The sequence below is a fragment of the Lentibacillus sp. JNUCC-1 genome (assembly GCF_009741735.1).
GTDB lineage: Bacteria > Bacillota > Bacilli > Bacillales > Amphibacillaceae > Lentibacillus_B.
The window spans coordinates 908,174-922,081 of the sequence record NZ_WHOH01000001.1 but is presented as its reverse complement, the minus strand read 5'-3'; the positions used below and the strand labels follow the sequence as shown (position 1 = coordinate 922,081).

At 43.2% G+C, this 13,908-nt stretch carries 12 protein-coding genes; all 12 read left to right on the top strand.

The genetic code is table 11. The annotated features are described in order from the left end of the window. Window positions 1–9 precede the first annotated feature (9 nt). Window positions 10–702, top strand: a complete 693-nt coding sequence (locus tag JNUCC1_RS04320) for an aldehyde dehydrogenase family protein (protein ID WP_331713717.1) — start codon at window positions 10–12, stop codon at window positions 700–702. 47 nt (window positions 703–749) lie between these two features. After that, window positions 750–1,835, top strand: a complete 1,086-nt coding sequence (locus JNUCC1_RS04315; protein ID WP_156644299.1) for an NAD(P)-dependent alcohol dehydrogenase — start codon at window positions 750–752, stop codon at window positions 1,833–1,835. Window positions 1,836–2,633: 798 nt separating this feature from the next. After that, window positions 2,634–2,912, top strand: a complete 279-nt coding sequence (locus tag JNUCC1_RS04310; RefSeq protein WP_156644298.1) for a hypothetical protein — start codon at window positions 2,634–2,636, stop codon at window positions 2,910–2,912. A gap of 719 nt (window positions 2,913–3,631) precedes the next feature. Continuing rightward, a complete protein-coding gene (locus JNUCC1_RS04305) occupies window positions 3,632–5,020 on the top strand; it encodes an amidase (protein ID WP_156644297.1) in 1,389 nt (462 codons plus the stop codon). 300 nt (window positions 5,021–5,320) lie between these two features. Then, window positions 5,321–6,235: a Gfo/Idh/MocA family protein gene (locus JNUCC1_RS04300; protein WP_156644296.1), complete on the top strand. Its 915-nt coding sequence runs from the start codon at window positions 5,321–5,323 to the stop codon at window positions 6,233–6,235. Between the two features lie 357 nt (window positions 6,236–6,592). Next, entirely contained in the window at window positions 6,593–7,357 is a 765-nt protein-coding gene (locus tag JNUCC1_RS04295; protein WP_156644295.1) for a helix-turn-helix domain-containing protein, read from the top strand. A gap of 433 nt (window positions 7,358–7,790) precedes the next feature. Then, a complete protein-coding gene (locus JNUCC1_RS04290) occupies window positions 7,791–8,495 on the top strand; it encodes a response regulator transcription factor (protein ID WP_156644294.1) in 705 nt (234 codons plus the stop codon). Beyond that, window positions 8,492–9,493, top strand: a complete 1,002-nt coding sequence (locus JNUCC1_RS04285; RefSeq protein ID WP_156644293.1) for a sensor histidine kinase — start codon at window positions 8,492–8,494, stop codon at window positions 9,491–9,493. Before JNUCC1_RS04290 ends, JNUCC1_RS04285 begins: the two co-directional genes overlap by 4 nt. Before the next feature lie 131 nt (window positions 9,494–9,624). Beyond that, entirely contained in the window at window positions 9,625–10,389 is a 765-nt protein-coding gene (locus JNUCC1_RS04280) for an ABC transporter ATP-binding protein (protein ID WP_156644292.1), read from the top strand. Next, complete coding sequence (locus JNUCC1_RS04275) at window positions 10,364–12,253, top strand: ABC transporter permease (RefSeq protein WP_156644291.1); 1,890 nt, start codon at window positions 10,364–10,366, stop codon at window positions 12,251–12,253. Before JNUCC1_RS04280 ends, JNUCC1_RS04275 begins: the two co-directional genes overlap by 26 nt. A 148-nt stretch (window positions 12,254–12,401) precedes the next feature. Further along, the gene (locus tag JNUCC1_RS04270) at window positions 12,402–12,698 is read left to right on the top strand and encodes a hypothetical protein (RefSeq protein WP_231746978.1); all 297 of its coding nucleotides are present in this window, start codon (window positions 12,402–12,404) and stop codon (window positions 12,696–12,698) included. A 252-nt stretch (window positions 12,699–12,950) separates the two neighbouring features. Then, a complete protein-coding gene (locus tag JNUCC1_RS04265; protein ID WP_156644289.1) occupies window positions 12,951–13,397 on the top strand; it encodes a hypothetical protein in 447 nt (148 codons plus the stop codon). The last annotated feature ends 511 nt before the right edge of the window (window positions 13,398–13,908 follow it).

Sequence of the window (13,908 nt, the reverse complement as noted above, 5' to 3'; positions counted from 1 at the left end):
CCCCCTGATATTTCATTAGGGGTATATTTTCTATTAGAGTGGCTCAATTTTCAACTGCGATGGTGGCTCACTTTTAAGTTACCATATACAGGCACACGATTATTTTTACATGATGACATCTATGATCAGTTTATGGAGCAGCTGGTTAAAAAAGTTGAATCATTAAAAATAGGTGATCCAGCAGATCCAAATACGCAAATCAGCTGTGCAATTTCCCAGAAACAAGGTAAGCGTATTATGGATTATATTGATATCGGTAAGCAAGAGAATGCCAAACTAGTAACAGGCGGACATAAAGTAGATGTCGAGGGTAACGATTATGGTTATTTCATTGAACCGACCATATTTGAGGCAACAAACGATATGAGAATTTCACAGGAGGAAATTTTCGGCCCCGTTCTTTCCGTGATACGCTGGAACGATTTTGATCAAATGATTCAAGAAGCAAATGACACAGAATATGGCTTAGCCGCTGGGGTGATTACAACGAATCTGGAAAATGCAGTGAAAACAGCCAACCTTCTCCAAGCGGGTAATGTCTGGGTCAATGAATACAATAATTTCCAAACAGGCGCTCCTTTTGGCGGCTATAAAAACAGTGGACTCGGCCGTGAATATGGCAAAGAGGCCTTGGATATGTACACTCAATCAAAAATGATCACACTCATGAATCATCTGCCACCGATTGGATTTGCAGATTAAATAGGCGTGATAGAATAAATGGATTAAAACATGAAGGAGGAACCAAAATGCAGGTTACAGGTGCTCTAGTAGATGAAAATCAGAATGTGAAATTAGAAAACATCGAGCTTGAAGGTCCTTATAAAGATGAAGTTTTGATTAAGTTAGTTGGCACTGGGATATGTCATACAGATCTGAGTGTTTTAAACCAGGAAGTGCCTACACCATTACCAATTGTGTTGGGACATGAAGGAGCCGGCATCGTTGAAGAAGTTGGCCCCGGGGTAACCGAGTTTGAGAAAGGCGATCACGTGGTTATTGCATTTGCATTTTGTGGAGAATGCAAGATGTGTAAGAAAGGTAAACCAGGCAGCTGTGAAAACCTCGGGAAGCTAAATTTTGAAGGAACAATGAGAGATGGAACCATGCGCATGCGGCAACAAGAAGAGTCTGTGGCCACGCTGTTTGGTCAATCTTCTTTATCAACCTATTCTGTTTCGCACAAAAGCAACTTGGTTAAGGTCGATAAAGATGTTGATCTGTCCATAATGGGCCCACTGGGTTGTGGCATTCAGACGGGTGCCGGGACAGTCGCGAACAAATTACAACCGGAGTACGGCTCTGACATCGTTATATTTGGCGCCGGAGCTGTTGGATTGAGTGGCGTGATGGTTGCCAGTCAGCTAGGTTGTGAGAATGTGATTGTAGTTGATATTAACCAGGAACGCCTTGATTTGGCGAAAGAATTGGGTGCCACCCATACGTTGAATGGCAAGAAAGTAGATACGCTCGAGGAGATTTCCAAAATCACTAACGGAGGCGCACAATATGCCTTTGACACGACAGGTGTACCCGATATCGTCCTTCAGTCTATACGGTGTTTGGCGGTAGACGGCGTAGTAGCCGTTGTAGCTGTCGGAGGAGAAGTCCCCATTCATATTCATCAGGACCTTGTCATGCCAAATCGTTCTATTGTAGGAGTAACAGAAGGATTGTCTATTCCTTCCTTGTTCATTCCGCAATTAATCGAACAGTATAAACAGGGCAAGTTTCCTTTTGATAAGTTGATCCAGAAATATTCATTTGATGAAATACATCAAGCTTTAGAGGATACCAAGAGCGGTAAAACCATTAAACCGATTATTACGTTTTAAGGTGGTTGGTTGTTTAAGTACTGGAATGCGAATATAAAGTTTGAGAAATCCCTTCAGATTAAAGGACTGAAGGGGTTTTTTATAATAAAAATAGAACATTAAATCTGTAATGCTGTGGAGGTCATAGAAGATTTAAGTCCCGGGTCTAACCTTGAACTTCAACACCATGTTTTGAAACTTTTGGGAGCGCGAATGCTGTTTCTATGGTCTCCGGGGAGTTTTCGGATGTATCGCTGAAATTTGTGAGCGTATCTGGGGAGCTTTGTCTGGTATCAGTTGAATTCACTGGTTCATCAATGGAGTTTGAGCTAGTATCCGGGAAGTTCATTGATTTATCAATGTAGTTTTGATTGGTTAAGAGCCAGTTGATGGCTTCTTTGACAGTAGAAATCACAGAGTTGTCTATTTGATAGCGATCCCTGCGACTTTTTGTGGTGAAAAGTGCGTACTATTTGTTTGGAAGCACGAGTACTGCCCCCATGCTTCCCACTTACTGCTAAACCAAAATGGACAGTTTTTGCTCGTTAAAACTGAATACTAAGGACTTACAGAAGACTTTTACCAGGTGTGCGATTATGTTTACCATGCCTTGTGTCTGTTGTTAGATAGCATCCATCGAGTTGCCGTCAATCGCACACTATCTAAAAAATGTCTCCAAATATATACTTCACAAGACTTAAGACCTTTTATGCTATAATACATATGGAGAACTAAAAATAATGGAGGAATAAGTTACGCTGGTATTGTTCAAGAGGCTGTTATTCCCCAAATATTTGATTAACTAGGAGGCTGCTGTGAATGGAAAAAGAATTGCTTCAACAGATCTTAGCTGGTATCCAGGATTTGAAAAAAGAAATGGTTGAAGTTAAGACTGAACAAAAAGAGACATCCCGTCGCCTGACGAGCATGGAAGGTAAATTACAAATTATTTACGAGCAAACTGGGAAACTTACCGAATACCACACTGAGACAATAGAAAACTTCGAACACCTTGCAACAAAGGAAGATCTTACTTATTTTGATAAGAAAATAACTGAGCATGATCGAGAGATATTTAAAATAAAAAACAGAGCATAGGCATGTGGACCCGGGTGGTAAAACATGCCATCGAACTCTGTTGGTCCCTAATCGGTCAATCTACAATTCCCCCCATATATACGAACGCCCACGTATACCCCTACTCACTTTTAATCCTTTTCACGTGAACATCACTCCCATGCAGCCACTTTTTGAAGTCAAAAATGATAGGCATAAGAATGGGACCGTCACGAACCAAGCTTTCATCTTTTTTGGAAAATAAGCGGCTGTGGAAGCATGGGGACGGTACTGGTGCTTCCTGGTGCTTATATTGCTTATGTTTTAGTATATATTTGACGCCAATTCTACGTCATCCTAAAGTGGTTGTAACTGACACACCAAAATTTACAGTTCATGCCAGTTCTGAACACTAAGGGACTTGTGTGCGAATTTTTTCACCAGATGTACGATTGTGTTTACCATGTGTAACCTTCAAGTAGGATTAAGCATATTTACATAAATAAAATTCAACGGTTCTCCTCAATTAAATCATAAGGGAAGGAAGCACGAGTACCGTCCCCATGCTTCCTAAGCAAGTCATAAGAGTAAGGAAGCGCGAGCACCATCCGAGGCCACTGCAAAAGTCATCTTTCTCAGTAGCCTCATACCGTCCCCATGCTCTCCACCCCCTATTTACTATACAAAGCACCCTACTAATGGTAGGATAATAGACGGATATAGCTAATGAAAAAATATATAAAGTAATTGGGGGTACGATAATGAAAAATGATTTGGTTGTAAAACCTGTAGAAGAACTGGCACCACTCATTAAAGAAAAATCGGTTTCACCGGTCGAATTGACAAAGGCTGTGCTGGATCAAGCCGAGGCTTGTGAGGAAAAATTAAATGCGACGATCTCATCTTATCGAGAAGAAGCAGAAACTGCAGCAAAACAGGCTGAGTCGGAAATCGCAAACGGGACATATCGCGGGATGTATCATGGTATACCAATGGGCATTAAAGACAACATATTCATGAAAGATAAGCTCACGACCATGGCTTCAAAGATCCATCAGGATTTTATTGCGCCCTATGATGCCGGTGTCATTTCTAAACTTAAGGAAGCGGGTGCCATCCTTACCGGGAAGTTGAATATGCATGAATACGCGATGGGGCTGACGAGCGACAATCCGCATTACGGAGCAGTACATAATCCATGGGAACTCAGCAAAATCCCCGGTGGCTCAAGCGGCGGTTCAGGGGCTGCCATTGCAGCGCATGCAAGCATGGCATCCATCGGAACCGATACGGCCGGGTCCATCCGTATTCCTGCTGCTTTTTGCGGTATCGTAGGCTTAAAACCTACATACGGACGTGTCAGCACACATGGCGTTTATCCGCTCTCCTGGACACATGACCATGTCGGTCCGATGGCCAAAACGGTCAAAGATACCGCGGGTCTATTTAACATTATCGCGGGAAAAGGGGACGGAAACCCAGCCGATTCCAATCGTGTCCTTGATGGGGATGTGAAAAATTTGGTTATCGGTGTTGAGGAAGATTTCTATTTCAACCAGATTGACAACCGGATTGACGCATTAGTCCGAAAAACCATAAATACCCTTGTTGAACAGGGGGCCAGAGTAGAAGTGGTCAGCATTCCATCAATGTCAGAAACGGGTCATGCCGGATTTACCATCACACTGTCAGAAGGCTCTGCTGTTCATATGAACAATGTACTGGAGCGCGCCGGTGATTTTGGTGCAGATAACCGAGGTATGCTGGAAATGGGCGCCTTCCCTTCCTCACAGGCATATGCCGATGCGTTAAAGGTGAGGGAGCAGGTCAAAAAGGAATTCCGGGACACCTTCAAGAAAGTGGATGTCCTCATAACACCAACATCACCGGTAATGCCAATCAATATTGGGGATAGTCAAGCCGATTTGAACGGTGAAAAGGTCGATTTCCTAACCAACGTCATCAGACTTACGATCCCGGGGAACCTGACAGGTCTCCCTTCACTGAGCGTACCATGCGGTCTCATCGATGGCATGCCGTGCGGAATTCAAATCACAGGCCCCGAATTCAGAGAAGACCTTGTCCTCAATACCGGACTGGCCATTGAACAGACAAATCCGCTTAATGGCGCAAAGCCATCTATTTTGTAATAGAGGGTTTAGGGTGTCGGTCCCTAACTTCTATTAAATACAACAACTATGTTGAGATACACCGACCATTGTGCTTAGTGGTAACATGCCCTGTTTTCCTGAACTTGAGGAATAACAGGGCATGTTTTTTAATTTTGTCTGGGGAAGCACAATGGGGTGCTCAGAATTCCTCAATGATCTTTTATAATAGATACAGAGGAATGGAACTTTTTCGGGATGCAGGGAATGGACTGCCATGATACGATGTCATAAAGGTATGGGGAATCTGTTCTGTTATGCTGCTGGAAAGAAGGGCTAATCATGAGAAAACCAAGAATTGGGATTATAGGGCTCGGTGGAATTGCCCAAAAGGCATATTTACCGATTTTGTCACAGGAGACTGATTGGGAGGTTGCAGGTGCTTTTACCCCAAATGTGCAGAAACGAAATTTAATCTGCAGTGAGTACCGTATGGAGGAATACGCCAGTGTGAAAAAGCTTGCTGCTGACTGTGATGCTGTTTTTGTGCATAGTTCGACTACATCTCATTATGCAGTGGTAGCGGAGTTATTGAGAGATGGCAAGGATGTATATGTGGATAATCCGCTGGCGGCAACCGTTACAGAAGCGGAAGAGCTGGTTGAAGTAAGCAAAAAACATGGCAGAAAGCTGATGGTTGGCTTCAATCGCCGTTTTGCACCACAATACATAAAGGCAAAGCAAAAGATCCCCCATGCCTCTGCCGTCCGTTTTGAAAAACATCATGTGAATGGAATAGGAGCGGATTATAAGTTGACGATGCTTGATGACTATCTTCATCTGATAGATACCGTGCGCTGGTTAACAGAAGGAAAGAAAATTCAGCTCGTATATCCGCGGCTGCAATTGAATGAGGCAGATCAGCTCATTTATGCCCAGCATACGTTTGAAACAGATGACAAGATCGTTTACCAAACCGGAATGCACCGCCAAGCCGGTACCAACCTGGAACAATTGGAAGTGGTCGCCCTGGATTCCATCACCCGTGTCAAAAACATGCGCACGGTGGAAACAGAAAAAGATGGTATACTGCATTGGGAAGAACAGGGGACCTGGGAAACAATGTTGACAACCCGTGGTTTTACAGGGGCGGTTACACACTTTATAGATTGTCTGCAGCAGGACATGCAGCCAATGATTGATGGGGAACAAGCACTGCAATCACAAAGGGTTTTGGAAAGCTTGCTTGAGGAATAACGTGTTGGGAATCCGGGGAGTTTTCGGTTGTATCGCTGGAGTTTGTGAGTGTATTCGTGGAGTTTGAGCTTGTATCCGGGAAGTTCATTGGTTTATCTATGGAGTTTTGATTGGTTAAGAGCCAATTAATGGCTTCTTTGACAGTAGAAATCACAGGAATGCCTATTTGATAGGGATTCCTGTGATTTTTTTGTGGTGAAAAGTGCGTACTATTTGCTTGGAAGCACGTACCGTCTCCATGCTTCCTTCTGGTGTATATGTTGTACGTTTATTGTCCATAATAATTTATCATAAAGTTAATGATCTTTACATATCGTAAATATAAGTTATAATGGAGGTGAGAAGGGAGTGGGATTTATGAGTGTGGCTATACTAGAGGAATTTGACAAAGATATAGATGCTGCATACAAAGAAAATAATCAATCAAAAATTGAAAAGGAAACCTTTACTATTCTAAGTACTGTGGCTATGTTCATGATGGAATTGTTTAAAGATCGGCTTAAGCGTGTTGTCCCAGATATAAACCATCTGGATTTTAACAAATCCTTTATTACTTCTGAAAAAAACCATGAAGCTTTATTGCATTGGCTAAAGCAGATTGATACAATCACCAATGGCTCCGTTGAAGATATTGAATTTGGTAAATTTAAGGTGGATTTTGAGAAGTGGTTTTATGAGATTGGCGGAACAAATATACAGTTTGAATATCATGATTCATATCTAATTACCCCTGGTGAGGCTGCAGAACAGCTTGGTGTATCGACTGTTACGATTAATAATTATGTGAAGCGCGGATTTGAATATATGAATCATCGTTCACATCGGCGAATTCCTAAACACATGATCCCATTATGGAAAGATCCCGTTTATAGTATTAAAATTCAAATGATGTATCAACAACAAAAGTTACTTCATCAAAAACCCGAAGAACGGTTAAAAGAGGTTATGGAAGAAATTTTATCTTTTCAAATAAAATATCAGGCAGGGACAGTTAAAAAGGCTATTAAAGAGGTAGATGGTGATAAACCAGATCTTTTAACAGACTATTATGAGTGGGAGAGTTTAGAAGAGGAGCGGCAGGAATTAGAAGAACAAGTTTTTGGGGAGCAGACGGGTGGTTGAACGTACAGAGCTAAGAGATGTTAATTCCCCTCTTTATCCTGCTGAGGTCGACATCGTTGTAGAGCAATATAACAAAGTTACTACACAGAAAAACACACAACGTCTGGATTTCTCATCCGGTCTGTTGTGTGTTTTAAATCATTCTCCCACAAAATCTGCTTCACTCAACTGATCTTCTACAATCCTTGTGTAACTGTTAAACCAAAATGAACATTTTTTGCTTGTTAAATCTACAAGGATTTTAAAATGTTTGAGGAAACGCGAGTGCCGTATCATGGTTTCTCAAACTTGGTATTCAGGGAGTTTTCCGATTTATCGTTGAAGTTTGTGAGCGTATCAGTGGAATTCGCGCGCTAATCACTGGAGTTTCCTCCCACCCTCCCCGAAAATGTTATAATCAATCCATCATGACACAGAAACAAGGAGATGTACGATGACTAAAATCATGATCATAGAGGATGACCCGAAAATTGCTTCCCATCTGAAAAGTTATATTGAAAAATATGAATTTGACGTTGCGATTGTGGAAGACTTTGAACATATTATGGGAAGCTTTGTGAAGCACCAGCCCCAGCTTGTCCTGCTGGATATCAATTTACCGTATTTTGACGGCTATTATTGGTGCAGGCAAATACGAAAGGAATCGATTTGTCCGGTGATTTTCATTTCTGCGCGAACGGGTGAAATGGATCAGGTGATGGCGATTGAAAATGGCGGGGATGATTATATCACCAAGCCTTTTCATTCGGATGTTGTCATGGCGAAAATTCGCAGTCAACTGCGGCGGGCATACGGTGAATATGCGAGGAACCGGGGAGAGAGAATACTGGAAATGGGCGGTCTTCAGCTTTTCCCGGAAAGATTCGAGTTGCGGTTTGGGGGTCAGACCGTTCTGCTGACGAAAAATGAAAGTGATATTATGGCAACGCTGCTGGAACGTCATCCGCGTGTGGCGGGCAGGGAGGATTTGCTGGAAAAGCTGTGGGACGAGCAGACGTATGTCGATGAAAATACGCTGAACGTTAATATTACCAGGGTCAGGAAAAAGTTTCAGGAGCTTGGTATTGAAGGGGCCGTGGAAACCGTCCGCGGGGCGGGATACCGTTTGCGGCCGACATGGGAGGAGAGCCATGAATGAAACTGTTTCTGAAAGAACATGCGCTGTTAATTGTCCTTCATATTGTTCAGTTTGCCTTTTTTACTTTTCTGTTGCTGATCAGCGGGTATCGTGATTACTCGGTTCTCCTGTACGGCATCATCGTAGCCGTGTTTTTTCTCGGCAGTTATTTAATTTTTCAATACGCCACACGTCACAAAGTCTATAAGCGCCTTTCCGCAAAGGCAGAGCGGCTTGAGGAACTTTTGGAAAAAACCAGTGATGCCCCGGTCGGCAGGGCATTGGATCAATTGACGAAAAGTCATTACATGCTGTTTATGGAGCAGCTGAAGCAGGCGGAAGATGCCCAGGATGAACACCGCCAATTTATTGACAGGTGGGTCCATCAGATGAAAACGCCGTTATCCGTCATTGAATTGACAGCACAGAACCTCGATGAACCTGAATCCTCTGATATCAGGGAGGAGACCGAGCGGATTAAAAATGGGCTCCATACCGTATTAAACATGGCGCGGCTCCGCACGATCCAGGATGACTTCCATGTGAAGCCTGTCCGGCTTGAAGCGCTGCTGCACGAAGTTAACCAAGAAAATAAACGGTTTTACATCCGTAACCAGGTGTATCCCCGACTGCATATCCGCAGTGAGTCTGTTGCCGTCGAAACGGATGAGAAGTGGCTGTTTTTTATTGTGAACCAGCTTGTGCAAAATGCCGTCAAGTACTCCTCCGGCAAAAGCAACCGCGTAGAAATTGTGCTCGATAAAACGGAGGAAGGCGCTGCCGTTTTAGAAATAACGGATTATGGCGTGGGCATTCCGTGGCATGATCAGAAACGCATTTTCCAGGCTTTTTTCACCGGAGACAATGGCCGCCTTTTCCGGGAATCGACCGGCATGGGACTGTATTTAACGAAGGAAGTTGCGGACTACCTGGGACATGCGATTGAGGTGGATTCAACAGAAGGGGAAGGCAGCACGTTCCGGATCCTGTTTACCCGATCACAAACTGTAGACTTATAATCCTTACAAAAATGTAAGCTTCATGAAAGGTTATCCCATCGCAGCTTTGAACAAAACGGATTACACTATCTGTAGAGCTTTTTTATGAGTTGTTTTCAAGAAACAGCTTCTCTACAGAAAGGGGTATTGACATGCTAAAAGTCAACGAAGTCAGTAAAATTTATGAAGGAAAGGTCGCATATAGAGCTTTAACGGATATTAATCTGGAAATAGACAAGGGCGAATTTGTCGGGATCATGGGCCCGTCCGGAAGCGGGAAAACAACGCTCCTCAATCTGATTGCCACCATTGATGAACCAACAACAGGCAACATCCAGATTGAAGGGGAAAATCCGCATCGTTTGAAACGAAACCAGTTGGCCCAGTTCCGCAGAAGGGAACTTGGCTTTGTATTTCAGGATTTCAATTTGCTGCACACCCTCACAGTCAAAGAAAATATCGTGCTTCCATTAACCCTTGACGGGAAAAAGGTAAAGGATATGGAAGCCAAGGCCGATGCGATTGCAAACACACTTGGGATCACGCCTATCATGAATAAGCGGACATATGAAATATCCGGCGGCCAGGCACAGCGGGCAGCCATCGCCAGGGCAATGATCCATACACCAAAGCTATTGCTCGCAGACGAACCAACGGGAAATCTGGATTCAAAAGCTTCCAAAGATGTCATGGAAATGCTTGTGTCCCTTAATGAAAAGGAAAAAACGACGATGATGCTCGTGACACATGATCCACAGGCGGCAAGCTATTGTGACAGAGTTGTCTTCATCCGGGATGGCAAGTTCTACTCGGAGATCCATCAGGGTGAGAGCCGGCAAGCATTTTTCCAGAAGATCATCGACACACTTTCCTTGTTGGGAGGGAATGACAATGACTTTCCGACAGTTCGTCGTTAATAACGTCCTCCGCAACAAACGGCTCTATGCCGCCTATTTCCTGAGCAGTATGTTCACCGTCATGATATTTTTCACGTTTGCGATATTTGCTTTTCATCCCGCATTGACGGGAGACACCATGAGATCAGAAGTGATGTATGGCATGGGAATCGCAGGCGGCATCATCTATGTGTTCTCATTATTCTTTGTCCTGTACTCGATGAGCGCCTTCCTACAATCACGGAAAAAGGAATTCGGGCTGCTCATGATGCAGGGCATGTCCATGCGGCAAGTCCGCCTGATGGTATTCCTGGAAAATATGCTGATCGGTCTGCTCGCGACAGTGATCGGCATTGGCATCGGCCTGTTGTTTGCCAAAGCGATCCTGATGATTGCTGAAAAAGTGCTGATTATCGAGCAGGCATTACATTTTTACTTTCCATTGCTTGCCATCATCATCACCTTTGTTTCGTTTACATTGCTCTTTTTGATCATCTCTTTCTTTGTGACCTTTTTCCTTCGTTCTAGAAAACTTACCGAGCTGATCAAAGGCAGCCAGAAGCCTAAGGAGGAACCAAAAGCATCTGTCACACTGACCATTATTGCCGCACTGCTTCTGGGTGCAGGCTATGTGACGGCGCTATGGGCAAAAGGCGCGATGGTGATCTATGTCATGCTGCCCGTTATTGTGGTCGTTATTCTTGGCACGTATTTATTTTTTACACAGCTGAGTGTGTACCTGATTCATCGTTTGAAGAAAAGAAAAGCTGTTTTTTGGAAGAAGACAAATATGCTCCTGCTGTCAGACTTGTCCTTCCGCATGAAAGATAATGCAAGAACGTTCTTCATGGTTGCAGTTATTTCCACTGTTGCTTTCAGTGCCATTGGTACATTATTCGGATTCCAGACCTATTTGACATCCGGAATGAAAGAAACGAATCCGTATTCATTCACTTATTTTCACGGTGACATGCAGGATGAGGCGGATCCGCAAAAAGATATCCAGACCATTGAAAGCACACTGGACCAATACAATATTGAAGCTGAAAAAACATCCAGCGAATTGCAGTATTATACGATTTCAGGTGAGCGTACACTTGTTGTCAGCGCGTCGATGTACAATCAGTTTGCTGACGTTATGGGGGCGGGCAAAGTCTCTGTTGAAAACGGGGAGGCGCTCGCAGTCCAGCCAAGTGATCGGGTGTTAGCCGCGCATGGCGGAGAAAAAGATATGCTGAACAATGCAATCTCGCTGCAAAATGGCGACCAGCTGACGCCAGCACGGACGATTGAAAATGAGGCAGTTTTACCAGAGTTGAGAGGCTATTATATTGTGGCCGAAGCGGATTATCAGCAACTGCCAGAGCCGGAAAGCACAGAAAAGAACTGGGTATGGAAAGCCGCAGACGGACAAAGTGATGCAGTCGTGGAAGCCGGAACCCAATTAATGGACGAGGTTCCGCCATTTGCATTCCAAGCCATTGACGCCGTCATGTATATGATCAACAAAACCTATGGCCCAATCCTCTTCGTTGGCTTGTTCATCGGCATCGTCTTCTTCGTCGCAGCAGGAAGCTTCCTATACTTCCGCTTGTACTCAGACCTGGACGAAGACAAAGCCAAATTCAGCGCCATCGCAAAAATGGGACTGACAGACAAAGAACTCGGCAAAGTCATCAACAGACAAACCGCCATCCTGTTCTTCGCCCCCATCGCAGTAGCACTCATCCACGGAGCCGTAGCCCTCACAGCCCTTGCACATTTCTTTGAGTACCAGCTGTTTACAGAATCGGGGCTGGTTTTGGGCGGGTTCCTGGGGATACAGATTGTTTACTTTGTGGTAGTTAGGTATTTGTATAGCCGGCAGATTAAGTCGGTGTTGTAGAGTGGGAAGCGCGGGGGGGGACCCCACGCTTTCTTTTTTTAGGTGTTCGAACACGGGTGGTGCCTGTCACTTCCCGGTTTTTGTCGAATGGTGTCGGGCAATTTTAACCAGTGATATTCTACTTTATTTCGTTGGTTTACGGCAATATTTGGGATATAATTATAGCTACAAAAAAAGAGAGGATTTGATGCAGATCATTCCTATGTGCGGCTTGAAGAATACGACCGAAGTGAAGCGGCGTTGTGTTGGAGAAAACGGTTCTGTGTTTGTAACCAAAAACGGTTATAGCCACTTGGTAGTTATGGATATTGAGCATTATGAAAGAAGCATGCAGAAAATATGTGAAGCTAAAGTGGTTATGGGAGGCTTGGAAGATGTAAAAGCAGGTCGAACTGTAGATGGAGACACTGCAATGGGCAATTTAAGGGATAGATATGGAATTTAAGTTTAAATATAGGCCTGTCATAGAAAGCGGATGTTAACTTGGATGACGTTGTTTTAAACCATTGCTGTGGAAATATTCAATCTGGAAGGCTGGTTCAGAGTCGATACATTACAGTAGGTCAATTATGTTCATATCGTTGTGAAAAGAACCCTCCGCATGTTGCCTATTTAGGACTACCGTTAAAGTCGGTGATGTTTGGAGAGGTGGAGTTAGGGTAAGTAAATGTGAGTGGTAATATAAAGGGAGAGATTAATGATGAGTAAACTTAAAAAGTGGTTTATAAAAGTGGCTTTTCCAGTAATCATTAACTTATTAAAAGTATACGGTGAGGACATTGTAAGGGGATTGGTTAAGACATTTTACACACACATGTCCGAGAAGGAAAAGAACAGAGCACATGAACATTTTAACCAAGCTAAAGAAAATATGGATAAGGCATACACTGCTGAAACAGAAAAAGAAAGAGACGAATATAAGTTTCAAGCAGAATTTTATAAACAACAAGCTGAGCAAAATATAAATGAACTTCAGAGACTAGCTAAAGAATTTGCTGATTTAGAAGAAAAAACGGTTGACCTTGTTAAGGACAAAACTTCAAGAATGGATGTAGAAGACCTATTTAAGCTGGATAAGTCTAAAAAGGGAATATCACTTAAAAACGATACTAAACTTATTGATGTAGATCTCAAAGATAAATAGATATGAAAGGAAAAAAGCTTGCGGATTAGAATGAGAGAAATAAATGGGAAAAGAATTTTTATGGTTGGGGAGCATGGAGGTGACACTCGTGCTTCCTCATTTTTGTATTGCTGGGGTTAAGGGTTGATATGGATAACAATATTTTCTCGTCTAAAAGTGTTATTGCATGTATTAATCTTGCCTTTTACTGCGCAATTATTTAAGTGAATACAATCTTTGTTCTACTTTTCATTCAAAAATTTTACATGAGCTCCACACTTGCAGTGACCATGACCATTTTGTTTAATTTTAATTGTACTTTTGCATTCGGGGCATTTTACATACATAATGTCACCTCTTTATGGATGTTGGTCTTACACACTGGTTGGCAAATGCCAGGATTGTGTCATAGATGCCTTGGACAGGAAAACTACTGTTGTGTGTTCCATTTTACCATAATTTCCTCCTCTGAAGGTACGGGGGGTTACCCCAATATCCTATTGTACCCATCACAATGCGCAGGGAGGTCCAA